This is a genomic window from Desulfurococcus sp. (assembly GCF_049970475.1).
Classification (GTDB): domain Archaea; phylum Thermoproteota; class Thermoprotei_A; order Sulfolobales; family Desulfurococcaceae; genus Desulfurococcus; species Desulfurococcus amylolyticus.
Window position 1 is genome coordinate 1 of record NZ_JBMFMW010000002.1, and the last position, 24,741, is coordinate 24,741.

Genomic DNA, 24,741 nt, shown 5'->3' on the forward strand with positions numbered 1-24,741 from the left:
GTTGAAGTACATCTTGAACTCTTCTGACACCCTCATTAATGTCCTAACAGATCGATCTAACCCTCTTAAGTAGCTTAGAGGCGTATTCAAGAAGTCTCCACCGGCCTCGATATAGTTTTTTATCCCTGTCAAGTTGCCATATACATCCATTAGGCTACTTACTGTGGAATTCACTAGGCCGGAGGCTTTCTCCTTGTACTCCGGCTTGTCTCTAAGGTCAATAGCACACCGGATCGCGTTCTCCCAGTTGCCTATGGCTTCTGGACTAGGCGATATATTCTTCTGAGTAGCATCTGTAAATGCTATTCCTATGGAGAATATCATTGGCCATGTATTAAAAAATAAATACAAGATCAATGCCGGCATTACCAAGATAAGCGCGATGCGTGTGGGAAAAAGGATTTTCCTCTTAGAGCTCATCCCATCCACCGGTCCTTAATCCCTAAAATATTATTTCTTTATCTTTGCAGATATATCGTTATAGGCGTCACTGAGCGCCTTATCCACCTGAGCGATCGCAGCTTGCACAGCATCATCTGGTGATTTACCAGAGCTTATAGCATCTGAATACGCCTTCCATATTGCTTGGAGATACGTATCGGCTCCCCAGACCTTCTGCATATTCGCGTCCTTCGGCATTGGAACACTTTTTCCTAGCTGTTCATAGAATCCTAGTACTATCTTGTAGAGCGGGTTTGTATTTATGTTTGTCCTCACATAATCAGCTACACTCGGCTTGACTGGGATGTATCCAAGCTCGTTGACAAGTGTTAGAATAGCTTTATCATCTAGGGCGATGTATAATGCAAACAATATACTAGCATATGTTCTCTCCTTACCTCCAGCCGTAGCCATAACCGAGACATATATTGTTCTAAATCCACTCCACGGCTTAGGTATTCTATCATTAATCGATGGTAGTGGAACAACAGTGAAGTTGTTGACACCTAATGTTTCAACAGCGTACTTGACATCCCATGGCCCAGATATATAGAATGGGGTCTTACCCTCGCCAAATAGTCTCCTCTGATAATCGTTGCCGAGGTCGGATACATCCATGTACCGTAGGATGTTGGCCACGAAGAACTTGAGGCCCTCGGCTGTCTCAGGCTTTAAGTAGCCTAGTTCCTTCCTCACGTCATCATAGTAGAAACCACCGAACGCTGTAACCCAGGGATTAGTATGGTATTGGCCCGCGATCTGACCGGCTATCCCATATTTACCCTCGCTCGGCTTATAGAACTGCTCCATTAAGGTCTTTAACTCATTGAATGTTGTCGGCGGGTTTGGAACCAGCCCTGTATTCACATAGAGTGCTAATGCCTCACCAGCATATGGGAGGCCATACGTCTTACCCAGATACGTAACAGAGCTCATAGCTGATGGAAGTATGTTCTGAGATATATCGTCAACTGCATCATATCCTATATAATCTTCAAGCGGCACAAGGTACCCGGAATCAGCAAACCAACCAATCCAGTCATGGGCCCAGTTAAACACGTCGGGAGCCTGGCCAACAAGGCTTTCCCTTTGTGATGGTGGAAGCGATGCAGCAGCTATGACCGCGCTTTGAAGCTCACCCATTCCCCCATATCTCTTCTCTACGACATCTATTCCTGGATATTCTTGTTCAAAGGCCCCTATGACTTTAATGAATGAGTCTCTTTCCTCAGGGTTTAATGCATGCCCAAAGTATATCGTCACCTTGACATTACCTGTCTTGACATTCTCAACAAACTTAGCAAACTCCTCAGGTACCCTTATGGTGACATTACCAATTGTTATTGTAGAGCCCACCGGTGTAGTGGTTGTCGTAGTAGTTGTGGTAGTGGTGGTTGTCATAGTTGTTGTGGTGGACGTCTGGGTTGTTGTAGTAGTGGTTGTTGATGGTGGCTGGACTGGTTGTTGAGTCAATAGGAGTACTCCACCGGCCACCGCTATGATTGCGATGATAACAATTATGATGGCCGAGGTTTTAGTTATAGCTGTTAACGTCATGAGGTATACCCCCTAATAATGCCTATAAGTAAACCAAGGTTATATATTTAATCTTTGTAAAAATCTATGGGTTGCATTTAGAATGCTAAATAAAGAATGTTGAAATACTTATGTAAAATCACTTCCTCTGTAGTCTTAACAAGAAATACCCTACTCCAATACCCAGTGCTAGTGACAGTAATGCTACACCGATCACAGTGTTTACCGTGTAACCGGAATACCCTGTTTGCGTCTCATATATACTCACGGTTTTCTCTGTGGTCGACAGTAGTGTGGTTGTAATGGTCATAGTTATAGTCTGTGTCACAGTTTCTATTTGTTTTACCTCGGGTGGAATAATCGCTAAGGTGGATTTAGAGGGGTTGAAACCCATTAACCATGTATACTGTTGATCCGCGGTTAATCCATGTGGATATTCCTGGGAGTAAATTAATAAATCATACATCTTCGGCAATACATTCACGAGTAATGCTGACTGTATAAGTGGCTTAGATGATTCATTAGCGTAGGCCACGGGGTCTGAAAGCCATTCTCCACCTCCCGGTGCAAATGACCTTATACGATCAGGGTTTTCACCAGCCCAGCTTGCAACAGCTACAATTATCTTCCAAGACTTCAAGTTTTCCCAGTCCGAGAGCAGATTCAACGGTGTCCTTACCTCTACATAGTTATCACTCGTGTTTGATGATACCTTGAAGTCCTTGCCCTCCACGAGGACTGTTCCATTGGCATAGTGTAACGAGGATAACTCGCCATCTGGAAGAGGCCCCGAACCCCATCCAGGTGATATAAGTAACGCGTATTGCCATGCATAATCATCTCTGAGCTCTATATTAAGTCCAAAAGTATCCCTCCTATACACCTTGTTAGTCGCTAGCGGATTTGTTGTACGTATATATACTTGAATATACTGTAGGCTAAAGCCATTGGGCCCATTCCAGGGGTTCCCACCTAGGTTCTTAAAGTAGACTCTTACAACTAAGTCCTCGCTCTCCACCTCTAAACTAGCTCTCACAATATCGAATACTCCTGGAGCGTACACGGATGCTGTTGGATAGCCATATGTTCCCGGCCCCTTATCGTCTCCCTCGGGGTCTCCCACATCTATGTACAACCTCTCCAAGACTGTGATCCTGGCTACAACCATTATACTGGTGTTTTCCACGTATCCATTAAGGTAGTATGTGCCAGGTGACTCATATACCGGTATTTCACCCCATTTGATTGCAGCGTTTCTAATTGAGTCATCCGAATAGACTACCAGAGTGTTCTCCAGTAGAACAGGTTTTGAACCAGCATAGGCTGTCACATTTAATGGTCCGGGATTATATAGCCCTACAGGCTTCACCTCGATGTACTCGGCCTCGTAGATCATTCTGAACACTCTCAGCGATGGTAGGGCCTTCCCATTAAAGTCAAATAAAGCTTGATTTTCCCATGGATTGCCCTCACCAGTCTTCCAGCCTGCACCCGGCACAGGGATCCAGGCTGCACCCCAGTAGAATACACCTAAGGCCTTATCCCCAGCTGATTCATACAGGGCCTCGATTATGTCTCTAATGAGGCTTGCCTGACCTTGTACGCTGGCCCTGTACCCGCCTTTAATCTCCTGATCCCTACTGCTAAATAAATTCGGGTATCCATCGGCATCTTCCAGCGTCCATGGGTATGCTATCTCGGCTAGTATGATCTCCTTGTTAAACCTGGAGGTTAGGGTTGAGGCTATCTGCTTCAGTTTTTCAAGGCTACCATGCCAGTATGTATAGTACGATAACGCTATGACATCATAGTCTACCCCATCATTGGCAAGCCTCTCGAAGAAGTTGACATAGTAGTCTAACTCTCTGTTACCAGATAGATGTATAACGATCTTGATTGAGGGATCTATGTCGCGGATAGCTTTTATAGCAGACTTTAACAGGGTCACGAATTGAGTCCAGTTCTCGACGCGTCCATCGGGCCATAGGAAACCATTGTTTATCTCGTTGCCAACTTGAACCATGTCTGGTAATGCATTATTGTTCTTCATGTATAATAGTGCGTCCCTAGTCCAATTATAAACTGCACTCACTAGTTCATTGAATGAAAGGTTAGCCCATGCCTTTGGCTTATATTGCTTTGAGGGATCCGCCCACCAGTCGCTATAGTGGAAATCAATGAGGAGCTTAAACCCCCTGCTTTTTACTTTAGAGGCGAACTGTGTCATCCTTTCAAGGTCACAGTTTCCACCACCATATGGAACACCTTTTTCATCATATGGGTTATTCCAAACCCTCAGTCTAACAGCGTTGACGCCGTTATCAGCAATTATGTCGAGTATATCGCCTTCTCTCCCATCCTCATAATAATATTTTCCACCCAACCCCAGGATCCATGAAACCTCTGAGAGGTCTAGACCCCTGAGGAAATCCCTCGACAACCCCGGGACCGGGTTCACATGTATAGTGCCACTGCTCTGAGCATTTATTATTATCAGGGATAGCAGAGGAGCCAGTAATGAAGCAACCAGGATGAGGGGGCCGACAAGCCTTGGCAACCGATTCAATAATAGTCACCTTTACAAGGTATAATAGTTTGCCTGTTTATATAATTTTAAAAGGTATTTGAGCACTGTACTAATCATTTACCTATGTATTTACTATATCCTACAATGATAATAATATCAAGGGGGAAGTATAATGGCATAGAGCCCCGGCAAATGTACAGTCATATCGCAGATGGCTCCACTAGTCTAAATAGAACAATAGGGTTCGATCCGTGAATCTGCGGGCGAGTATTTGCTCCCAGTAATTACGTTTACCTAATAGAAAATATTATATTGAAGAGGGCTAGAGGTATATCCATGCGAGTGATAATATTACTGAGATTAACACGGGTATACCTCCGTACTTTAATAATTGCATAAGTGCCTGTTCTAGCCTGTATCTTCCGAAGATATTCTTAATTGTGGCCACCACTAATACTAGCACCAGGTATTTTAGTATCACCATTAGTATACCACCAAGTGTTGAATGCCGGAATGGCGCTGGACCTCCGAGTACTATGTATACTACTGTAAGGATCGACACCGTTAGATCCATGTCGTGTAGTAGTGAAGCCAGCGCTAATAGGGGTCCCGAGAACTCTGTCTCAAAACCAGCTATTATCTCCTGCTCGGCCTCAGGAATATTGAATGGCGGATACATGGCTTTAGACTGTAGTGAGATCACTAGGGCTATCAGTGAGAGCAATAATATCAATGCCGTAACAGGGTTAAGCCATAAATCCATGACCCTATGTGAAGTCATGCTAACGGAGAGGACCAACGGATCCCTATATGTAGCTAGGAAGCAAGGTATGAATAACCCGGTGAAATATACCGGTTCGCTGATCGTTAGAATACTGAGCAACCTGGACACTCCTAGGCTTGTATATGGTCCAGGCATCGAGAGCGATGCAAGCACTATCATTAGAATCGGCATGACACTGGCCATGTAGAAGAATACCAGGTAATCCAGTGGACCCCGAATATTGAGGACTCCGATTGGTAGCAACACTATTGCACCGGTAATACAAGCTATGCCGATTAATAGGGTTAGCTCGGCCACTCTCTGCATGCTATACCTGGATCTAACCACCTCCTTAACTCTTAGAAGCTTCCAGAAATCCATGAATGGCTGGAGCACACCATAGGGTCCTATGTATGAGGGACCCATTCTCTTCTGATACCTGGCACTTATCTTTCTAACTAGGTACTGTGTGAACAGGGATAGTATGAATATGAAAAGGAACCCGGGGAATACCAGTGTTGAGAACAGGAATAAGGCTACCTGGCTCACATCCATGCTACCACCCTGTAAGCATTAATATTAAAACAAGTATCGCGATTAACACGAGGAGCCCCAGCCATGAAGCTATGAAGTTGAACCAGTCGTGGAGGCTCCCTGTGTGAACACTCTCGGCCAACACCCTATACAGGTTTTTCGCGAATCTCTTCATGAATCCATAATATAGACTGCCCACACCAGGTGATAGGTTGCTTACAACATTTTCTCCTTCACCGGATAAGTAGAGCTCTGTTGTCCTCACCGACCTCGACTTTAATAGATAGTATAATGTAGCTGCTACAAGTAGTGTTAGCCCGCTTCCAGCTAGAATAATTAATGCTGTAATGGATGGATCCATTACTACCTCGATTATCAAGTCTACCCACCTCCTAAGATCCTTAGTATTTCATGATACGCTTTCAAAGAATAATCATATACCCCTACACGGGTTGTAATAGCCTCCGAAGCCTTCATGAATATGTTTTCCATGAATGGGAACAGGAGGCCCAGGATCACCAGTGTAATCGCCATGATAAAAATTATTACCTCAGCTGTTCCCGCATTGGTTTTCTCCCTTTCCCTGCCAATGCTGAATATAACCGAGTATATGGCCTTGAAGTACCCCGGTAGGGAGAGAGCTGATATCACTATTATCATTACGCCTCCAAGTATGAAGCCTGAATAGGTGTAGCCATAGTATATTAGTAGCTTAGAGTAGAAGCCTAAGAACGGCAGCAGCCCTGCGAGACTAAGGAACCCGGTTAACCATGCAAAGCTGGCGATCGGATAACTTCTACCAATTCCTCTTAATTCATCCAGGTCCCTGGAGCCAGCGGCATCGATGAATACCCCGCTTGCCATGAAGAGCATTGTCTTCGCTATACCATGTGAGATCATGTGGGCTATGGTGCCTGCCATGGCTATCTTTACAGCTTCCCCAACACCTGAGAGGAAGCCTATTGATAATCCTATATATATTATCCCAATATGACTAATGGTACTATATGCGAGCAGCCTCTTCACATCCTTCTGCATCATCATCATTAATGCCCCGATTAATCCGCTTAGAGAACCCAGGATAAATAATGTAGCCAGTACGATCGCCCTGAACTCAGCAAGGTAACTACCAGAACAGAATATAGTGTAGAGGAACCTCATTACAGCATATACTCCCACGTTTACAAGAACACCGGATAAAGCTGCCGAAACAGGTGTAGGGGCTTCCGGATGTGCGTCAGGTAGCCAGAAGTGTGAGGGGAATAATGCTGACTTATAAGTGAAGACCCATAGCGAGAAGGCTACAGCTATTAAGCCAGCGTATTTCACTGCCTCCCCTGCACCACTATATTGTCGTGCAATCAGTGATAATAATCCCATGTTCAACGAGCCATGGGTCACGTAAATTATTACTAATGCAGCAAAGTAAAGATTCGTGGCTACAGCACCGATTAACGCGTATTTCGCTGCTGCCTCAACAGCCTCAGCCCTATTCTTATGGTAGGCCACTAATCCGTAGGCAGATACGCTGAGAACCTCGAGCATTACGAAGAGGTTGAATGCATCGCCTGTGTAAACGCATCCAAGCATACCTATCTCTAACCCTGTGAGGAGTACATAGTACCATATAGGTTCATCAAGGTGGCGGCCATACCATGTAGAGTACGCAACCACGGCAAGCATCGCTAATGCGATGTATGCACCAATCAACGCGTTTAACTCATCTATCTCGTAGACTATACCGAAGTGTGGGGGCCATCCACCAAATGGGTATAGGATCACCTCTCCACTAGTATATACACTAATGAGGATTATTAGAGACGAAAAAACAGCTATCAGCGACCCCAATAAGGTTAGGATCCTCGGGGCATCCCTACTACCCGTGAGCTTCTCGAGTAAAGGTATGAGGAACGCTATGAGTGCAAGCAATGGGACTGTTAACCCAGCTAGTTTAAATGCTAGTTGATCCAGCATGATCTACACCTCTCACTCGAATATTTTACGGGAATACTTTTCGAAAACAAAAGATATCTCATTCCTGGCCCCGCTGGGTTCCACGGTTTTAGCATCAATCCAGTGAACATAGAATGCTTTCTCATCTTCTCTCACCTCTACAACAACCGTGCCCGGGGTATTGGTTATCGAGTTGGCTATGGCGGTTATAGCGTAGTCTGAGTCGACCTCGTATGGAACCTTGACTATAGCTGGGTTAACAGGGGTTCTTGGATGAAGTATCCTCTTTATTACATCTAGATGAGCCTTTGTCTCATCTATAGTGAAGTATCTTAACGCGTAGACGATTAACCAGATCCATCTAACTGGATTAATTACTTTACCAGGATTAGTCAGGGTTATATTTGCGAATAATGCCCCTACAATACCTGCCACTACGGCACCTGTTATTAAATCGTATGGCTGTATGCTCCCTGAGAACACTATATATGTGGTAAATGAAAGCATGAATACTACTACTGCCTTACTGAGCTTCTTCACTATGATCACCCTCTGAGCCTCCTTATCTCCCTCATGTCGAGAGTATGATAGTGTTTGTATAACTGGTAACCAAGAAATATAAGGAACAAAGTGACGGCGAGCCCTATCACCACAGCCGTCAGCACAAGTGCCTGTGGTAACGGGTCCACAGCACTATTAATGAACTCTGAAATAGCTCCAGGGGTAGGCGGCTTAATTAATACTGGTGGACGTGGGTTGATTCCGTTGATCCATCTCCTGTATCCAACGTATATTGCGAAGACATTGATCGTATCAGAGAATATGGTTAACGCGATCACCTTCTTAATATAATGGGGCTTAAAGAATAAGCCGTATATGGATAATACAAAATTGAATATTAGTGAGAACAAGGTAAGTGAGAACAAGTAGTTTACAATAAACTCACTCATGCCTAACCCCCTCCTCAGACCCCGCCTCACTCATTGCTAGAAGCATGAATGCTATTGTAAACCCGGCTGTCACAGCTAAGAACTCGAATAGATTGAAAAACCATAGCGTCCCGCTTATTAATGCGCTATTCACCTCCCAGGGAAAGCTTAATCCTGCAAATGGTTTAGCCATGTTCTGGAATACATATGCGTTCTTACCGAGAATTAATCCAGCGAAGAATAACGCTACAGCTGTTAAACCTATGCCGGTTAAACCGATGCTCCTTAATATAAGCATTCTATCCTTGCTGACACCGTGCTCCACTAGGAACACTATGGAGAACACTACGATGGCAACCATGAATGCAACAGCCGCTGTGGCCCCACCCTGGAAGCCTCCACCAGGCGTTAAATGACCATGTAGCCCGATTGATGCTCCAACAGTTATAATCATCGGGAGTGTCAGCCTCGAAACAGTTTTAACTATCTTGGAGAGACCGAGCTCTCCACCAGTTGGCAACTTATATGATACACCCCTGGCTAACGCGATTCCCGCTATCAGTGCTAGATAGAATACCGATGTCTCAAATAACGTATCCAGGCCACGGTAGTCCCACACTATTGCTGTAACAGCCTCCGGAGAATTCACAGTGTAGTTGGGTAGCTCCGGGTTGTACGTTGTAGCCAAGTAGAACACTGGAAGACACCAGATACCCTGCAAGGGACACTTAAACCATTCACCAGGGACAAACCACTGCCATGATATGCTGGCTAAGAGGCTTAACCCTAGAAGCAGTGTTAGAATTATGGTTAGGTGCAGAATACTCCTTCTCACTCTTTCTCACCCCTCTCGGTTTTACCAATCAATATGAGGAGTACACCAGGGATCAATCCAACCGAGACAGGTAGGTATACCAAGACTATGTCAGGAGCCATTAACAGGTAAAAGAGAATAGCGTAGAAAGTACTCTGGATAGCGCTATAGATCACTGCTTTCACGAGATCCTTCTCCATGATTGCAAAATACACGGCTATAGTCGATGCCACACTAGATATAGTCATTAATAAGTATACGGCTAGTTCCGCGCTTATCATTGCGTAGACACCTCCTTTTTCACACACATCCCACTATCTATTGCATCATAAATACAGGGCTCAACCAGTGCGGTCCTAGATCTATGCACGGCACGTGCCAGTGCATGAGAGCCGGCTGGGGCAAGTATGAGGATGATGAAAGCTGTTACAAACCCGGCTCCAGCCATAAACCACCTGTATACACCCAGCTCAGGCATTACTATAGCTAGTATCGATGCACCTACAATCGGATACACGCCACCCCATATTGTTATAACTGTGGCTGCGTGAAGCCTGAGATAAAAATTCCTGAGTCTATGCATACCTATAGCACCTATGAGTGATGCGATGGCCCCTAGGCATAGTAGTGCTAATCCTACGTATTCGAGAATTATTTCCACGAGAGCCATACTTAACCACCTATCTCACTCTTTTTCTCAAGGTATTTAGCAATGTAGATGTCAAGCGCGTAAATCCATAGTGCTAATGGTATAGCTGTGACAACTAGTATGGCTTCTTTCAGGTAGATAGCCACTATAATCATCAATGTGACTACGGCATAAGTCATGGTATCAATGGCTAGTACTTGGTCCCCTATTGTGGGTCCCTTTACAGCCCTTATGAAGACGAGCATTATTGATATAGTGTATACAAGTATTATTACGGGTGCAACCATATCGATGATCATCCGGGACCACCCTTCTTAAGCGTGGAAAGACTTAGCTCAGATGAATTATGCATAGTGGTATCTGCAAGCCTGTACTCGTTTGTGGAGATATAAGCATTAAATGGGCACACGGTTATACAACGATAACAGTAAACACACTTACCATAGTCTATTAATGGATATATCTTCCTGGGATTGCTCTTCGGTACATCATACCCGCTGGGTATAGGCGTCATCTTTATTGCGTCAGCAGGGCACTCAATAGAACAGAGAGAGCAGCCAGTGCATTTACCTAGATCCGCGTAATGCCTCCCCCTGTAATCGGGCTCCACAGGGGTCGGTTCCTTGGGATACTGTATGGTAGCTGGCTTACTAGCCAGGTTCTTTAATACTAGATCGAGTATCTTCGGCTTCCCCATTTCCCACCACCCAGCTCCTTCAAGGAAACCTTGTACACGATATTCTTCTCCAAGTCTACAACAGTGACTCTCTCCATACATGAAATACATGGGTCGAGAGATGTAAGTATTACAGGAAGATCAGGTATTGTGTGGCCAATATACATGAAACCCGTGTTTATTATATTATTAAAACTGGGAGTCCTTATTTTAACCCTGTAGGGATTCATACCCTTACCATCACTCATGACATAGTATGTCAGCTCACCTCTTTGAGCCTCAACCCTTGTATACGCCTCTCCAAGCGGGAATTTCCTCGGCAGCTTCTTCTCATCCGGTACTGGATTACCGTCGCTGGGTAGTTTCTCCAGGATATACTCTACCATGTTTATGGCTTCAAGGACCTCATCCCATCTAACCATCATTCTAGCCCATGAATCCCCTTCATTCCTGGTTACAACGTCGAATGGAATCTCATTATATGCATCATACCTGTCACTGGCCCTTGTATCTATCTTTACACCAGAAGCCCTTGCAACAGGGCCAAGTAACCCATGGCTTGTGACATCCACTGGTTTAAGCCTGCCTACATCGATTAGTCTCTTCAAGATTGTTTCGTCTTCCTCGAATACCTTCCTATAGTACTCAACCCTTGGCCTCAGCTCTGAGATAAGCTTTCTCAGTTTATCCCTCTTGACGTCATCTATGTCTCTTCTAACGCCGCCAACCATCATGTAGTCCGCCATAACTCTGGCACCTGTCACGATCTCCTTGGCCTTCATTACTTTTTCACGGTCTAGCATTATGTTCATGAATAGTGCTTCAAAGCCTATGTTTTCAGCCATCACAGCATTTATCAGCATATGGCTGTGTATACGCTCTAGCTCCATCGCCAGGACTCTTAGGTATCTAGCCCTATTATTAGGTGTTACATCTAATATTGCTTCAAGCGCCCTCACATACGCATTTGCGTGTACCGCATTACATATACCACAGACTCTTCCAACAATAAATATGTCGCGGTAGAAGCTGTTTTTCTCGCAGAGCTTCTCGATACCCCTGTGATTATATCCCGTGTTAATATCTACCTTTACTATTTCCTCCCCATCCGCATAAGCCTTCAATAATACGGGCTCGTGGAGGGCGGGATGTTGGGGTCCTACAGGAATCTCTAGTGTGAATGGGACCTCGATTATCTTTGTTACAGCCATACGTCTACACCCCGCTATCTTTTCTCAGGGGATACCTATCCTGTTCAACTAAATCCTGCGGGATGAAGAAGCCGCGCTTTAAGAATGAATTACCCTTGAAAACCACTCCGAGAAGATCATATGTTTCGCATTCACCTGATAGAGCCCCCGGTAGTAAGTCTATTATGGAGTCTACCACAGGGTTATCGCGGGGTAGATAGGTTCTTATAACAATAGTTTCCTCCTCGGGGAGTAGTACAACATAGTAGTCCAGCCGTATCCTCCCCTCATCCTTCATATCGGTGCCGACTATTGTTGAGAGATAGAAGTTCTCCCTTCCCAGCTTCTCAATAAACTCTGTGAACACCTGTCTCACATGCTCTGATCTAATAGTGAAGAGCCTTCTATTTGGTTTAACAAAGCCTTTCTCAACCACATATTTATCCATGAAGCTAAGCTTTTCCTCCACAGCCATCACCGCTCTCGCCACTCTCAAGCTTCTTAAGGAGCTTCACAATACCATCTAGAATGGCCTCCGGGCGTGGAGGGCATCCCGGGATATACATTGAAACCGGGACAGCCTTATCAGCGCCGGCTAGGACAGGATACGACTTGGAAAACACACCGCCAGTACAGGCACAAGCCCCTACAGCGATAACGAATTTAGGACAGGGCATTTGATCATATAGCCTCTTAAGTCTCTCAGCTGCTTTCTTGGTTACAGCTCCAGTTACCACTAGTATATCTCCATGCCTTATGCTAGGCGCGAGCTTCACGCCGAATCTCTCTGGATCGTATAATGGGGTGATTGCTGCTAAGACCTCTATATCACATCCATTACAGGCACCAGTGTTGAAGTGCACTAGCCATGGGCTATACCTGATTACCTTGTATTCTCTTCTAGTAGTTTTCCCCTCTACAACCTCATTATCCAAGGCGTAAGCACCCTCGCCGTGGTTATAGGATTTATTAACTAGGATAAATAAATCAAGCGGTAGGTTTACCTAATTAAACCAGCTACGATCACCTGCCCGAAGGCTATTCCCTCATCATTAGGCGGTATATTTAATGGTAGTAAAGGCTTCAAGCCCTCTGAAGCAAGCCTATCACGTAGACCCCTGTAAATATACTCGTTTACAGATGCTCCACCAGAGACAACTATGTTGGAGATGCTGGAGCCCTTAATAGATGCTGCTATGAGCTCCCCGTAATAGTAGCCAATGCTATATAGGAAGGATGCAGCTAGGTCACATGGTTTCATAGAGCTCCTTTCCTCAAGGATCCTGGATATAACGCCATATACATCCAGCCTCACCAGGTTGCCATCTATTTGGAACCTAACGTCCTCCAATAGTCTTGGTACGCCATTGAATGCCATGGCTTCAAGCCTTATAGCCGGCTCCCCTTCAAAGCTCCTCTCAATGCCAGGGTCTATTATAGAGGCCACTATATCGATGAGACGCCCGGTGCTGGAAGCCGGGGTGTACCTGCCCCGCTTCACCATGTTGTATACCATGTGCCCCTCTAATATACGGTTGCCATCCCTTAGCCCTAGAACCCTGTCTATTTCCCCTATATCCCATCCTTTTTTAGCGAGGTATCCGTAGAGGAGCCTGAATGGTTTAACGGTGTCTCTATCACTGGTTAATGGGATGTAATCTATGGATGCGACCCTCCTATATACACCGGGTTTATCCATGTCGAACACTAATACCTCTCCACCCCATATCGTTGAATCGTCGCCCCATCCAACACCATCTATTGCCAGCCCGGCAACCACTCCGCTTAAACCTCTATCAACAGCCACGCCAAAGACGTGTGCATAGTGGTGTTGGATCTCGATTATCCCGGCACCATGCCTCCTGGAATACTCTATACCAAGCCTTCTAGAGTGGTATGAAGGGTGTTTATCAACAGCTATGAGAGCCTTCTCTGAGTCAACCCCGTAGTTTCTCACCAGGTATTCTATAGTGTTTACTAGATCGACCTGTGCATTATAGCTCTCAAGATCTCCAATATACTGTGTTAAAACAATCTTGTCTTCAAAGCCTATTCCACCAACATTGTTAAGATCTCCACCGAAAGCTATTACTTCACGCTGTAGTTCAACAGGTACCTTGATCCATGAGGGGGCATAACCCCTAGATCTTCTAAGTAAAACGTACTCGCCGCCTGTTTTACGTATAACACTGTCATCAACCCTATTCACGATATCACGGTCATGCACGAGGAAATAATCCACTATACTGGTCAACCTGTTTTTAGCGCATTCCTCATCACGGCACATGGGTTCCCCTGATACATTGCCGCTGGTCATTATAAGGAATTTATCCTTGGTGTTCATCAATAGTAGAAAGTGCAGGGGCGTATAAGCTATGAAGACTCCTTCATGGCTTAAACCAGGTGAGACGAGCCTTGACACCGGTGAATCCTCGCGTTTAGGCAGAAGCAGTATTGGCGCCCTCGGCGACTCAAGTATCTCCCTATCCCTCTCATCCATGTAGACAAGTAGTTCTAGAATACTAGTGTCAAGCCCCATTACTGCAAACGGTTTCCTAGGCCTCTTTTTCCTAGTCCTTAATCTATGAACCACCTCGTCATCTGTAGCGAGCGATGCTATATGATACCCTCCTATGCCTTTAACAGCCACTATATACCCTTCATCAATTAATTGAGCCGCCTCTTTAATAGGGTCCCGTGTATTAATAGGGGTGAAATCATTATCGTAGAGAGCGAGCCTGGGGCCGTCCCTAGGGCAACTTATTCCCTGGGCATGATGTCTCCTTACATTCTCTGGGTCATTGTATTCCCTTAGGCATTCATCACAGAGCATGTACTTGGACATACTTGTATTCTCCCTATCATACGGCGACCTATGCATCATCGAGAACCTGGGACCGCACCAGGCGCATGAGTTAAAGGGATACATATACCTCCTGTTCAAGGGGTCTAGTACTTCTTCGAGGCAGTGTCTGCATACAGCAAGATCGGGCGGTATATTCGACCTAAGAATCCTTGCTTCACTACTCTTTAGAATCGTGAACCCCGTGTAACCTACTGGGATCTCCTCCTCGAAAACAACATCATCGATCAATGCTGGAGGCGGCTTCTCGTATAACAAGGCAGCTAGAAATTCATATAAGTATTCTTCATTGCCCTCAATCCATACCTCGACCTCGCTCCCACCGACATTCCTCACATAACCATTCAGCTTCATCTGCCTAACAACCCTATCTATGAATGGCCTGAAGCCAACTCCTTGGACTAGCCCTGTAACCACTATTCTTAACGCTTTCATCCAAGACCCCGGTTTCACAGTGTTCTAGATGCCACTGATCTCCGCAAGGAGCCTGAGTGTTTCCTCCGCCTCCTCTCTGCTGATCTTGCTTATGGCTACACCGGCGTGGACGATGACATAGTCGCCTACCTCCACTTTATCCAGCGCCGATATGACCTCGCGGATCACACCACCAATCCTCACCCTTAAAGTCTTCAGCTCATTATTATCCTCAATACCTATGACCTCGCCTGGGACGCCTAAACACATAGTACTCCTCCTAACATATCCTCGGTAAGTTATATGCTTGAGGGGGAATAATCGTTAAACCCCCAACCTCTGTTAAAGCAACTACCCGACCCCTCAACTCCCCTGATCTAGGCTCGACGACTTCCCCTATGATATATGGGTTCTCACCGTTTCTATGGAGGGCCTCAACTACTTTATCCGCTACCTCGCTTCTAACGCTTAACACTGCAACACCCTCCGATGCCAGTGTAAGAGGGTCTACCCCAAGCATCTCGAGGAACTCTGCCACCTCTTTTCTAACAGGTATCTTCCCCTTGTCAATAATTATTGTTAGGCCGCTGGAACGAGACCACTCATTCAGTATCGCGGCGAGCCCTCCTCTAGTGGGATCCCTAGCCGCGTTTATGTAGTCACGGTACTCCTCGATTACTGGTAAAACAGTTTTAACAAGAGGCTTTACATCGCTTTTAAGCCCGGGTGCATCGTTAAGCATGTCCAGCTGGGCAGCTAATATTGTCGAGCCGTGCTCCGCAATATAGTTTGTAACTATTATTTTATCGCCAGGCTTTATGGAATCAACCACGGGTGGTTTGCCAGAGACCCCTATGGCGAAGCCCGAGATAACTACTCCATCAACGCTTCCCCTTGGCATGACTTTGAAGTCCCCGCCAATCAATGCAACATTGTTTTCAACGAGCGTCTTAACCATCGAGTCCACTATGTCTTCCAATTCCCTTATGGCGAAGCCCTCTTCAACAACTATGTTATCCATGAATGCTACTGGTCGAGCCCCCATCATTACCAGGTCGTTTAATACTCCTGAAGCAACGAGCTCACCTATATTTCCACCTGGAAAGAACAGTGGTTTCACAGTATATGCATCGCTAGCGAACACTATATATGACTCACCGATCCTAATGTATGAGCCGTCGTCGAGTACGTCTAGACCTGCTCCCCCTGGTGTGCTCCAGAGGTCTCTGGGTACACGTCCACGTATCAGCTTCTCTATTATATTCCATGACTCGATTCCGCCAGCCCCGTGGAGGGTTGTAATTATTTTATCCTCCATTAATGAAAGCCCCTCTAAGACTGCTATATGGGATGTTGAAACCTATATTTTTAAGTATCCTCGAATAAATCCTCTTCTTGAACGTATTCTTTCCCGGTTTTCAACGCTACATATGCCTTGCTTAACTCGTAGCCCAAGTAGAAATAGTGCTCTGGCTTTGAAGCGAGCTGTCTCCCAGTTATCTCTGAAAGTATAGCGTATGGATCATTCCCAATGATAGTGTAGTCGGGCTCTAATTCTCCGAGCCTGTAGTGCTCGACGATGATGTTTCCAGCATCATGATCCACATATATCTTAAAAACGCCTTTTGGATCGATCCCCGAGCTCCTTCTTTCCCTAGCATACAGGATTACACCACGCTGCCTGGTACCAATAGACTTCCTCCGCTTATCCTTCAGTAACAGAAGGTTTATGGATAAATCCTTTGGAGGCCTGGACTCGTTACGCGCTATAAGGCACATGTCGAGGGCTCTTCTAAGCTCCCTGGTGGAGCCACGCGTCTTCACACTAGCCTCAGTTGTCAAATAAGCTTCGACCCCGATTTCAACACCTATCGATGCCAGGATAGCGTTTACGCCAACGCTGTCAGCATCTATTAGCTCGGTAACGTTTCCAACACCCATTAATAATGGAGTATGAGGGAACAACCGTCTTACCGCCCTGTATCTCTCTAGGGAGGATGCAAGCCCGCTAAGCGGGGGGTCTAGGACAGGATCCACTATTATCTTTGAGAGCCCTTTCTCCACTGCCAGCTTATATGCCTCTACAAGGCTACCAAGCTTATCTTCCTCGTGGATGCTGTGATCCGGTATCAAGACAACGCCTTTATCGCTAATGGATGATGCATTATCAAGCATCATTATCTTAGAGTAACTGAGACTCATCAACACATCTGCTCCGGCCTCAGCAGCTTTCAATAGTGCGTTGACATCCTCTACATCAACGCCAATGGGTCTTCCAAGCCTCTTCTTTACTTCTGCAACCACCTCTTCAATGATATCTACTGGTACGTTATGGGGAAACCCGACTACAACTATATCGGCTCCATCGAGTAAAGCCTTCTCGGATTTCTTGATGATGTCGTCAAGCGTGTATGCATCATGTCCCATGTATACCTCGTGGATGATAATAGGATAAACGGGGCTCACGTAGATTTTATATCTATCCCCTATGGTGAAATAGTATTGTGTACTAGCCTTTTCTCTGAGACCCCTGAGCACCTCTTTATCTCTCTCAGCCCTATAGAGCCTTACCACATCATCTGCCGGCGTCCTGGGTGAGAGTTCAATACCATTGGAGATGGCTTTAATCATTAATGGGATGTCATACATGTACTTCACCCCCTTTACCACCGGTTTACCGATAAGTTCTGATACCCTCGTGAGGTCACCACTAGTGTATCCCGGAACTATAACCAGGTCCACGTTTCCAAGCACATCCATGTGCCTAGGCAGCTCCTTCTCGAGATAAGTATCACTCATCATGGCTGCTACAGGTATTGGTAATTCCACGACTACTAACTCGATCCCGGAAACATTGATCCCCGACGCTATTTTCCTAATAGCATCCCCTGCTAGCCTACCAGTCACCAACGCTATCCTCAATTAATTCACCTAGATGTATTCTAAGATCCTGTCAGGGTGATCTATTATCTCCACGCCCTCTATATCGTTAAGCCTCTTAATGATACCCACGTAGAATGGATGTGGTTTAACCACAACTTCTACATCGAAGTGGATAGCGTTATAGGGGCATATTTTTCGACATATGAAACACTTTGTACACCTTGCAGGGCTAACCCTAACCTTATGCCGAGGGTCAGGTCGTAGAGCCCCTGTTGGACAGTTCTCAGCTGCAATACACTTGCCACACATGGAGCATTTATCCCTATCTATTACAAGGGGCATCACGCTCTTAGACTCGTAGAGATCTACAGGCATGATTAAGACCGGAATATTATTCTTAACCGCATGCATTACCAGGTTGGATACCAGTGAGTCTGCTATCCCGTTAACTATTTTCGAGACAGTGTTCATGGAGGCTGGCGAGACAACCACCAAGTTATATACGCCCCTATATATTCTGCCAGTAGACGGATACCCGGCATCCTCCTCATCCTCGAAGACCACGCCGATAGGATAAGGGCCTTGAAGAATACCTGTTAATTGATCCAGATACCCATACATCGCTAGCACACTTCTACCGGCTCGCGAAACATATGCTGTGACACCTACGCCGCTATCCATGATCTTCGAAATAGCATTAATGCTCTCCTTCAAGAAGGCGCCGGCACCTGTTATGCCCCATGCAACATTTTTCTCCGGCATGAAGCAGCATCCTCAAAGCTCTTCAATATCCTCTATATACGCCAGGTTAAAGTCTAGTTCGGGAATGTATCTAAGCCTGGCTACAACTCTTACATTGTTGTATCTAACCACTATCCTGGCATCTATATGCCTCGTCTTCAGGGTGGTGTAGCTATATGGGTTCCCAGGGCTACTGCTTAGATCCCCTATCCTTATCTCTATCTTAGCATCCTCCTTGAAAGGCTGCGCCTTTACAGCGTTCTCGATGACTTTCCCTATTAACTCTATATCCTCCAGCCTCTTTACAGGTATACCTGTGAACTGGTGTACGATCATCCCTATAGCGATGCCTGCCTCGAATACTGCTCTATCCCTCGACGTGGTTTTACCTGAGAAATACTTTGCAGCTGGATCGCTAGTCAACTCCCTCCCCAATATATTTAAAGGAAACTCCTTTACCCGTTAAGTACTTGAGCATGTATGAGGCTACTTCAAGCTTCGCTTTTTTCAACCTCTTATTAAACGGGACGATTTTACCTGGACATATAGAGGGCTCTCCATAGAGGTTGAAGCCTGCTAGATATATCTCTCTAATACCTATAGCGTAAGCTATGAAGGCCGCTCTATCACCATCGGTAAATCCCCCGAAGTTGTACACGTGTGGCCGCGGCTCCACCTGTGTAGAGCCGATTAACGGGCCCTTGAACTCCCCGATAAACCTGTTTATCCTATACATATTATCTCCGTGGGCATGTATCACGGTTATAGAGCCTTGATGCGAAGCCCTGGCTAGGTCATATATGTATCCATCTAGATCAGTGACAACAATATCCGGGTAGATACCATGTGATAGAAGGAGAGAGGTTGATCCATCAGCAGCTATAAGCAGGGCATCTCTAAGTACGTTGGTTTCAACAGCCTTCCTCAGGTCTCTCGTAAGGCTATGACTACATCCGAAAATAAGTGCACGATTTCTACCTTCATAGGCTTCCCTCAACTCATCGTACTCGATTATATTATCACGGTTTTCTAGAAGCCTACTTAATAAATCAGTGGATTCCTGATCCCTATCGAATGAAAGGTTCAGCCTGGACTTTATGTAATTATACAACGGTTTCCACTCGGAGGGATCTATTACCCAGCTCAATTAACCACCCTATTTAAGTCTTATTAATTATCTTAAAGCCAGCTATATCGGTTAACCTGGTTCTAACTATTGATTCAACAATGTACTCGTGTATGGTTTCATAGGATCTTACACTCACATATAATATTCCATTGGGCCCGCTGATTCCATGGTTAGCCACTAGCTCGGCTAGCTTAACTGCTGCAAGCCTGGCGATATCCTCTGTGAACAGTGGCTTCTCATATATCATCTTAACAAATTCGGCCTCCTCAATCCTCTTAAGGTAGTTACGTGGTGTGTAGACAACTGTATTAAGCTTCTCGAAGACCTCTATGGGCTCGATAAGGGTTTTACTGGACTTAATATATGCATTAATCCTTACCTTCTGCATGTGGGTGTAGGGTTCCCCATATATATGTCTAGAGACCGCTCCTGCACATGGACAGGTGGTTAACCCGTAAATGCCTCCACCAGTGTATTCACTCACGCTGCCTCCACGCTCATACCTCACGCCAGCGTATATAAAACCGTTGCTAGAGTACTCCGGTACACCTCCCCGATCCACCGTATGATAGAGCCTCCCCTTAACTGAAACCATGGCTCTCACAGCATACTCGTTTACCTCGAGTAGCCTTATGGCTAGCTGCCTCAGTAAATCCATTGTTAGCTCGGCACCTGGTTTCACAACCCCTGTATAAGCCTTGTATAAACGCGATAAATGAGCCCCCCTAAATGATGCCGGTAAGCTAACCGACACCTTGAATACCGGGATAACCATGTATTCCCTAATCTTCATAATGGGTCCACGAAGCCCTCTTAAGCCAACATTATCCACATCCAACTCGAATGGGGGTTTCTCACTGTGGACATCGGGGATCCCATCGTGGGCCACATCAACCACTTCCACTTACTTGACTACCCTTAACACTCTTGATGAAGTTTGATACCTCATTAACTAGTTCATCTATTCTCTTAGAACCCTCAAGTCTCTTGGATGCTTTAACCCCATTATTCTCCACATATAATAGTAGGGTTGTCGGTGATGCATGGATATCGTAGTATTCGAAGCTACCCTTAGCAATGCTCGAATCACACTCCCTTGTAAACCAGTCGCAAAGTATGACGACATAGTGCGAATTCTTGAATGCAGAGCCGAAGAGCTTGACGAAGGGATACCAGTATGCATCATAACCTCTGCAAGCAGGACACTTGGCGTTATCGAAGTATATTACGTATAATCCATCCTCCCACGGCTTAAAATAATCTCCCTCTATTTGTCTCAAGATCCATTTACCGCTTGAATGATTGAATACATATACTCCATGAGGTGACTCTGGCCCAATGGACTCGACCTCCAATCCCACCCGGCCCTCTATCTTTCTCTCGGGTTTTGAAAGAAGCTTCTTTAGTAGCTCTAAGATCTCTCGGTCATCACTCATTTATACCACCCTGTAAGCAGTGTCAGCACATTTAGATATTGTGAGGGCAAATTAAATAATTAATTTACCTCTGGCTTGTAATCCCAGCTGACCTATGGGTTATCATGGAATATAGTTACTTAAAATATATGGCTCACATTATAAACTTTAAAAATCCCTATTTTAATTTATTAGTTTGGGTAGATAATATGACTGGATTAAAAGATCTCATATACACACCTTCATCAGCCAGGGGAGAGGCATTAAGCAAGGTGGAAAGCCACACACCCAGGATAGAGGCTCCTGACTCGGTGAAACCCGGTGAGGTATTCAAGGTAAAAGTTAGTGTTGGACCCCATCCTAACACCGTGGAACACTCTATTAGATGGATGGAATTATACTTTGAGGAAGAGGGCCGAGTATTCAACCCCATCCTAATAGGTAGATATGAGTTCACACCAGTATATAGCGAGCCTGTCGTGGAGGTATACTTGAAGATCCAGAAGCCGGGTAAACTAATCGCTGTTGAGTACTGTAACCTCCATGGATTATGGGAGAATTACAAGGAAATAAAGATATCGGGGTAAGATCCTTGGAGAAAAACCGGTTACTTCATGAAGTAGTTTTTTCCGCTCTCGAGGCATACAATAAAACCAGGTCTCCTGAGGCCACTGCCCGCCTTGTAAGTATTAGTGAAGAAGATGGAATAGTCGTGGTCGAGTTCGAGGGCTCGTTCTGCCTGACATGCGGTGTGAGGGATTGGGTAGAGGACTACGCATATATATTGAGATCTATGGGTTGCGAAGCTAGGTTGATCGAATACAGGGAGACCGGGGATAATGAGTTTAAAAGGCTAGGTATATTTAAGCTAGACTTGTGTAAGCAGGGTGATTAGACTTGCTTGATGAGATTGACACGTTTATAATAAGGGAGTTAATGGAAAACGCTAGAAAACCCTTTAGAGAAATCGCAATGAAGCTAAAGCTAAGTGATGTAGCAGTGATCAAAAGAGTTAGAAAACTGGAGGAAAGAGGTGTGATAAGGAAATATGCGTTAATAGTTAACCCGGCCGTCCTGGGATATAATAAGATCAGCTTCACCGGTATAAATGTCAAACCAGATAAATTATTCGAGGTGGCATCGAAACTAAGGGAGAAGGAATATGTTAAATACATTGCATTGACGTCGGGAGACCACGAGCTACTTGCAGTAATATGGGCGAGAGATAGTGAGGAATTAAAGAAAATACATGATGAGATAAAGAATATAGAGGGCGTTATAAATATCTATCCAGCAATACTCACCGACATAATCAAGGCCGATGCATACGTTTAAATCCACCAAATCCACCAGTTACCTTACCTGCATGTTTCTCACTACATTCCATACCTAAAGCAGCCAGTTGTCGAATCCTGGCCAGAACCATACCTACTTTATGGGATATCCCATAAAGTAGGATAATGCTGTCTTTGCTGTGATGAATGCTACCCAATAGTTTTCAGGCCACTATATTATCAATGATTATTTGACTTGGTCAAATTTGTAAGAGGATATTACCCAATATATACACATGGTGAACAGGTATGGCATCAAAACCAAGTAAGAGATAGTGAAAAACCTGATAAAGCAGCTCCATCAGGGAGTCGATGTAAAGGAGTTAAAGGAGAAATATAGGTATGAGCTCTCCCAGGTTTTACCAATTGAAATACCTTTTATAGAGCAGGAACTCCTCAAGGAGGGCTTCAGGGTGGATGACATATTAAAACTATGCGATCTCCACGTTGAGTTATTCAGAGAGGTATTAGCTAGTAGGGAGTTGAAGGATGTTCCGAGAGGCCATCCACTGGATCTATTAATCCGGGAAAACCAGGAAATACTGAAGTGGAGTGAGGCACTAGGACTATATGCATCACTCTTGTAACACTCCACCATCCAGCTATAGTGCAAGCACTAAAACCTAATAAACACTCCATTCCCGCCATAAAGGACAAGGACGAGGCTTTCAGTTGTAAAAGCCACGATAGGTGAGAAACACTTAATAAAGAATAAGGTATTTTAATTATTTCACCCTGATTTTATACTAGTGATCTATAATGGATCCCTACGAGTTATCCGTGAAGCTAACTAGAATGGTTGAGGAGATAGAGTCGTCAGTGGTAACCATAGCTACTCAAATATCTTATCCAATTCCATTCTTCTTCAGTCAGGAACAGGCTAGAAGCTATGGATCAGGCTTCATTGTTTCAGAGGGCCTGGTAGTAACTAATGCGCATGTGGTTAGAAATGCATCAGTTGTCAAGATAATGTTTAGTGATGGATATATTAGTGAGGCTGAAATAGTAGCCATAGACCCAAGCAGGGACCTAGCTCTCCTAAGGACTGAGAAACATGGTGTACCAATAAGGCTAGGAGACTCTAACATGGTTAAGCCCGGTGAAATAGTATTAGCCATAGGGTCTCCACTAGGATTACCAGGTCCCAGTGTCACACTAGGAGTAATAAGCGCGGTTGGAAGAACTCTTTCAAGTGGTGAAGTAATACTAGAGGACCTCATTCAGACAGATGCCGCAATAAACCCAGGTAATAGCGGAGGGCCACTCGTGAACTTGAATGGAGAGGCTATCGGGGTAGCCACTGCAATAATACCTTATGCACAGGGAATCGGGTTCGCCATACCGGTGAACACGGTGAAGCGTTTCATAGAGATCATTAGAAAATATGGTAGACCGCTGAGAGCATGGATAGGGGTCTACGTAGCACCATTAAATCCAACCACTTCTTCAATATATAGGCTACCAGTAAAGGAAGGATTGTTAGTTGTAAGGGTTGTGCCAGGTATGCCAGCTTATAGAATGGGCATTAGGGAGGGAGATGTAATAGTAGCGGTTAATGGAAAACCAGTGAGGAAAACCAGTGAGTTAAAGGAGACTATAGAGGAGAGCATAGATAATGGCGTTATTCAGCTGGAGATAATTAGAGGAGGCAAGTTATTCAAGATAGAAGTCCCAATAGTTGTTGAGGAACTCGAGTAAGCCGTTTAGAAAGGGGGGAGGGTTCAGGGTCTGATATTAAGTTTATGTTGGCTGTGTTGTCCCTTCATCGGGCTTAGGGGTGTTGAGGGGTACCCTGAGACCCTGTATCCCGGGTTTCTTTGGAGGTGTCCTCAGCCCCCCACCTTATTATAATAAACTCTTCACAGCAGCAAACAACACCAATCAATACAAGCCCATATAAAAACCAAAACAACAGCCAAGGGCTCTAAGCAAAAGGATACTATACTTTTC

At 45.1% G+C, this 24,741-nt stretch carries 29 protein-coding genes and 1 pseudogene; 5 read left to right on the forward strand and 25 right to left on the reverse strand.

Features of this window, described 5'->3' with window-relative positions; translation table 11 throughout:
• The 25 genes and pseudogenes from ACP5N5_RS00190 to ACP5N5_RS00310 form a co-directional block, all read right to left on the reverse strand.
• Positions 1 to 420 (reverse strand): annotated as a pseudogene (locus ACP5N5_RS00190) (carbohydrate ABC transporter permease); the annotation flags it as partial.
• A 30-nt stretch (positions 421 to 450) separates the two neighbouring features.
• Positions 451 to 1,998, reverse strand: coding sequence for an extracellular solute-binding protein (locus ACP5N5_RS00195; RefSeq protein WP_428130903.1), 1,548 nt, complete (start codon positions 1,996 to 1,998; stop codon positions 451 to 453).
• A gap of 118 nt (positions 1,999 to 2,116) precedes the next feature.
• A complete protein-coding gene (locus tag ACP5N5_RS00200) occupies positions 2,117 to 4,543 on the reverse strand; it encodes a glycosyl hydrolase 53 family protein (RefSeq protein WP_428130905.1) in 2,427 nt (808 codons plus the stop codon).
• A gap of 283 nt (positions 4,544 to 4,826) precedes the next feature.
• Entirely contained in the window at positions 4,827 to 5,822 is a 996-nt protein-coding gene (locus tag ACP5N5_RS00205) for an NADH-quinone oxidoreductase subunit H (protein WP_428130907.1), read from the reverse strand.
• Between the two features lies 1 nt (position 5,823).
• Positions 5,824 to 6,180, reverse strand: a complete 357-nt coding sequence (locus tag ACP5N5_RS00210; RefSeq protein WP_428130909.1) for a sodium:proton antiporter — start codon at positions 6,178 to 6,180, stop codon at positions 5,824 to 5,826.
• 2 nt (positions 6,181 to 6,182) lie between these two features.
• On the reverse strand, positions 6,183 to 7,775 hold the full coding sequence (locus ACP5N5_RS00215) for a proton-conducting transporter membrane subunit (RefSeq protein WP_428130911.1): 1,593 nt from the start codon (positions 7,773 to 7,775) through the stop codon (positions 6,183 to 6,185).
• 12 nt (positions 7,776 to 7,787) lie between these two features.
• Positions 7,788 to 8,303: a Na+/H+ antiporter subunit E gene (locus ACP5N5_RS00220; RefSeq protein ID WP_012608078.1), complete on the reverse strand. Its 516-nt coding sequence runs from the start codon at positions 8,301 to 8,303 to the stop codon at positions 7,788 to 7,790.
• Complete coding sequence (locus ACP5N5_RS00225; protein ID WP_012608079.1) at positions 8,300 to 8,704, reverse strand: Na+/H+ antiporter subunit C; 405 nt, start codon at positions 8,702 to 8,704, stop codon at positions 8,300 to 8,302. Before ACP5N5_RS00225 ends, ACP5N5_RS00220 begins: the two co-directional genes overlap by 4 nt.
• A complete protein-coding gene (locus tag ACP5N5_RS00230; RefSeq protein ID WP_042667177.1) occupies positions 8,697 to 9,518 on the reverse strand; it encodes a Na(+)/H(+) antiporter subunit B in 822 nt (273 codons plus the stop codon). Before ACP5N5_RS00230 ends, ACP5N5_RS00225 begins: the two co-directional genes overlap by 8 nt.
• Entirely contained in the window at positions 9,515 to 9,778 is a 264-nt protein-coding gene (locus tag ACP5N5_RS00235) for a Na(+)/H(+) antiporter subunit B (RefSeq protein WP_012608081.1), read from the reverse strand. Before ACP5N5_RS00235 ends, ACP5N5_RS00230 begins: the two co-directional genes overlap by 4 nt.
• On the reverse strand, positions 9,775 to 10,167 hold the full coding sequence (mnhG, locus tag ACP5N5_RS00240) for a monovalent cation/H(+) antiporter subunit G (protein ID WP_012608082.1): 393 nt from the start codon (positions 10,165 to 10,167) through the stop codon (positions 9,775 to 9,777). Before mnhG ends, ACP5N5_RS00235 begins: the two co-directional genes overlap by 4 nt.
• Positions 10,168 to 10,169: 2 nt before the next feature.
• Positions 10,170 to 10,445, reverse strand: a complete 276-nt coding sequence (locus tag ACP5N5_RS00245) for a monovalent cation/H+ antiporter complex subunit F (RefSeq protein WP_012608083.1) — start codon at positions 10,443 to 10,445, stop codon at positions 10,170 to 10,172.
• Positions 10,442 to 10,843, reverse strand: coding sequence for a 4Fe-4S binding protein (locus ACP5N5_RS00250; RefSeq protein ID WP_276813568.1), 402 nt, complete (start codon positions 10,841 to 10,843; stop codon positions 10,442 to 10,444). Before ACP5N5_RS00250 ends, ACP5N5_RS00245 begins: the two co-directional genes overlap by 4 nt.
• On the reverse strand, positions 10,816 to 12,033 hold the full coding sequence (locus tag ACP5N5_RS00255) for an NADH-quinone oxidoreductase subunit D (protein WP_012608085.1): 1,218 nt from the start codon (positions 12,031 to 12,033) through the stop codon (positions 10,816 to 10,818). The genes ACP5N5_RS00250 and ACP5N5_RS00255 overlap by 28 nt, the downstream gene beginning before the upstream one ends.
• 4 nt (positions 12,034 to 12,037) lie before the next feature.
• Complete coding sequence (locus tag ACP5N5_RS00260; RefSeq protein ID WP_276813566.1) at positions 12,038 to 12,487, reverse strand: NADH-quinone oxidoreductase subunit C; 450 nt, start codon at positions 12,485 to 12,487, stop codon at positions 12,038 to 12,040.
• Positions 12,465 to 12,947: an NADH-quinone oxidoreductase subunit B family protein gene (locus tag ACP5N5_RS00265; RefSeq protein ID WP_012608087.1), complete on the reverse strand. Its 483-nt coding sequence runs from the start codon at positions 12,945 to 12,947 to the stop codon at positions 12,465 to 12,467. The genes ACP5N5_RS00260 and ACP5N5_RS00265 overlap by 23 nt, the downstream gene beginning before the upstream one ends.
• A 65-nt stretch (positions 12,948 to 13,012) precedes the next feature.
• Positions 13,013 to 15,310 carry a carbamoyltransferase HypF gene (hypF, locus tag ACP5N5_RS00270; RefSeq protein ID WP_428130930.1) on the reverse strand — a complete coding sequence of 766 codons (2,298 nt, stop codon included), beginning with the start codon at positions 15,308 to 15,310 and terminating at the stop codon, positions 13,013 to 13,015.
• Positions 15,311 to 15,334: 24 nt separating this feature from the next.
• Positions 15,335 to 15,559 carry a HypC/HybG/HupF family hydrogenase formation chaperone gene (locus ACP5N5_RS00275; RefSeq protein ID WP_012608089.1) on the reverse strand — a complete coding sequence of 75 codons (225 nt, stop codon included), beginning with the start codon at positions 15,557 to 15,559 and terminating at the stop codon, positions 15,335 to 15,337.
• 10 nt (positions 15,560 to 15,569) lie between these two features.
• Positions 15,570 to 16,607 carry a hydrogenase expression/formation protein HypE gene (gene hypE / locus ACP5N5_RS00280; protein ID WP_428130934.1) on the reverse strand — a complete coding sequence of 346 codons (1,038 nt, stop codon included), beginning with the start codon at positions 16,605 to 16,607 and terminating at the stop codon, positions 15,570 to 15,572.
• Positions 16,608 to 16,657: 50 nt separating this feature from the next.
• A complete protein-coding gene (locus ACP5N5_RS00285) occupies positions 16,658 to 18,211 on the reverse strand; it encodes a dihydropteroate synthase-like protein (protein ID WP_428130937.1) in 1,554 nt (517 codons plus the stop codon).
• 9 nt (positions 18,212 to 18,220) lie between these two features.
• Positions 18,221 to 18,934 carry a flavoprotein gene (locus ACP5N5_RS00290; RefSeq protein WP_428130942.1) on the reverse strand — a complete coding sequence of 238 codons (714 nt, stop codon included), beginning with the start codon at positions 18,932 to 18,934 and terminating at the stop codon, positions 18,221 to 18,223.
• Positions 18,935 to 18,946: 12 nt separating this feature from the next.
• Positions 18,947 to 19,336 (reverse strand): dihydroneopterin aldolase family protein, encoded by a 390-nt coding sequence (locus ACP5N5_RS00295; protein ID WP_042667162.1) that lies wholly within the window; start codon positions 19,334 to 19,336, stop codon positions 18,947 to 18,949.
• Entirely contained in the window at positions 19,329 to 20,060 is a 732-nt protein-coding gene (locus ACP5N5_RS00300; RefSeq protein ID WP_428130945.1) for a 6-hydroxymethylpterin diphosphokinase MptE-like protein, read from the reverse strand. Before ACP5N5_RS00300 ends, ACP5N5_RS00295 begins: the two co-directional genes overlap by 8 nt.
• A 13-nt stretch (positions 20,061 to 20,073) precedes the next feature.
• The gene (locus tag ACP5N5_RS00305) at positions 20,074 to 20,946 is read right to left on the reverse strand and encodes a GTP cyclohydrolase, FolE2/MptA family (RefSeq protein WP_428130948.1); all 873 of its coding nucleotides are present in this window, start codon (positions 20,944 to 20,946) and stop codon (positions 20,074 to 20,076) included.
• Positions 20,933 to 21,478 (reverse strand): hypothetical protein, encoded by a 546-nt coding sequence (locus ACP5N5_RS00310; RefSeq protein ID WP_042667157.1) that lies wholly within the window; start codon positions 21,476 to 21,478, stop codon positions 20,933 to 20,935. The genes ACP5N5_RS00305 and ACP5N5_RS00310 overlap by 14 nt, the downstream gene beginning before the upstream one ends.
• Before the next feature lie 188 nt (positions 21,479 to 21,666).
• Here ACP5N5_RS00310 and ACP5N5_RS00315 point away from each other — a divergent pair, with 188 nt between their 5' ends.
• The 5 genes from ACP5N5_RS00315 to ACP5N5_RS00335 all read left to right on the forward strand — a co-directional run bounded on the left by ACP5N5_RS00315 (position 21,667) and on the right by ACP5N5_RS00335 (position 24,489).
• Complete coding sequence (locus ACP5N5_RS00315) at positions 21,667 to 22,044, forward strand: class II SORL domain-containing protein (protein ID WP_012608097.1); 378 nt, start codon at positions 21,667 to 21,669, stop codon at positions 22,042 to 22,044.
• A gap of 5 nt (positions 22,045 to 22,049) precedes the next feature.
• Complete coding sequence (locus ACP5N5_RS00320) at positions 22,050 to 22,352, forward strand: hypothetical protein (protein WP_042667155.1); 303 nt, start codon at positions 22,050 to 22,052, stop codon at positions 22,350 to 22,352.
• Between the two features lie 2 nt (positions 22,353 to 22,354).
• Positions 22,355 to 22,792, forward strand: a complete 438-nt coding sequence (locus ACP5N5_RS00325; RefSeq protein WP_012608099.1) for an Lrp/AsnC family transcriptional regulator — start codon at positions 22,355 to 22,357, stop codon at positions 22,790 to 22,792.
• Between the two features lie 274 nt (positions 22,793 to 23,066).
• Positions 23,067 to 23,378, forward strand: a complete 312-nt coding sequence (locus ACP5N5_RS00330) for a DUF438 domain-containing protein (RefSeq protein WP_428130958.1) — start codon at positions 23,067 to 23,069, stop codon at positions 23,376 to 23,378.
• Between the two features lie 172 nt (positions 23,379 to 23,550).
• Complete coding sequence (locus tag ACP5N5_RS00335; RefSeq protein WP_428130961.1) at positions 23,551 to 24,489, forward strand: S1C family serine protease; 939 nt, start codon at positions 23,551 to 23,553, stop codon at positions 24,487 to 24,489.
• The last annotated feature ends 252 nt before the right edge of the window (positions 24,490 to 24,741 follow it).

Coding starts and splice junctions, on each gene's coding strand:
- ACP5N5_RS00195 (WP_428130903.1), bottom strand. CDS start 1,998: ATGACGTTAACAGCTATAACTAAAACCTCGGCCATCATAATTGTTATC.
- ACP5N5_RS00205 (WP_428130907.1), bottom strand. CDS start 5,822: ATGGATGTGAGCCAGGTAGCCTTATTCCTGTTCTCAACACTGGTATTC.
- ACP5N5_RS00215 (WP_428130911.1), bottom strand. CDS start 7,775: ATGCTGGATCAACTAGCATTTAAACTAGCTGGGTTAACAGTCCCATTG.
- ACP5N5_RS00225 (WP_012608079.1), bottom strand. CDS start 8,704: ATGAGTGAGTTTATTGTAAACTACTTGTTCTCACTTACCTTGTTCTCA.
- ACP5N5_RS00235 (WP_012608081.1), bottom strand. CDS start 9,778: ATGATAAGCGCGGAACTAGCCGTATACTTATTAATGACTATATCTAGT.
- mnhG (WP_012608082.1), bottom strand. CDS start 10,167: ATGGCTCTCGTGGAAATAATTCTCGAATACGTAGGATTAGCACTACTA.
- ACP5N5_RS00245 (WP_012608083.1), bottom strand. CDS start 10,445: ATGATCATCGATATGGTTGCACCCGTAATAATACTTGTATACACTATA.
- ACP5N5_RS00250 (WP_276813568.1), bottom strand. CDS start 10,843: ATGGGGAAGCCGAAGATACTCGATCTAGTATTAAAGAACCTGGCTAGT.
- ACP5N5_RS00255 (WP_012608085.1), bottom strand. CDS start 12,033: ATGGCTGTAACAAAGATAATCGAGGTCCCATTCACACTAGAGATTCCT.
- ACP5N5_RS00260 (WP_276813566.1), bottom strand. CDS start 12,487: ATGGCTGTGGAGGAAAAGCTTAGCTTCATGGATAAATATGTGGTTGAG.
- hypF (WP_428130930.1), bottom strand. CDS start 15,310: ATGAAAGCGTTAAGAATAGTGGTTACAGGGCTAGTCCAAGGAGTTGGC.
- ACP5N5_RS00275 (WP_012608089.1), bottom strand. CDS start 15,559: ATGTGTTTAGGCGTCCCAGGCGAGGTCATAGGTATTGAGGATAATAAT.
- hypE (WP_428130934.1), bottom strand. CDS start 16,607: ATGGAGGATAAAATAATTACAACCCTCCACGGGGCTGGCGGAATCGAG.
- ACP5N5_RS00290 (WP_428130942.1), bottom strand. CDS start 18,934: ATGCCGGAGAAAAATGTTGCATGGGGCATAACAGGTGCCGGCGCCTTC.
- ACP5N5_RS00310 (WP_042667157.1), bottom strand. CDS start 21,478: ATGAGTGATGACCGAGAGATCTTAGAGCTACTAAAGAAGCTTCTTTCA.
- ACP5N5_RS00315 (WP_012608097.1), top strand. CDS start 21,667: ATGACTGGATTAAAAGATCTCATATACACACCTTCATCAGCCAGGGGA.
- ACP5N5_RS00335 (WP_428130961.1), top strand. CDS start 23,551: ATGGATCCCTACGAGTTATCCGTGAAGCTAACTAGAATGGTTGAGGAG.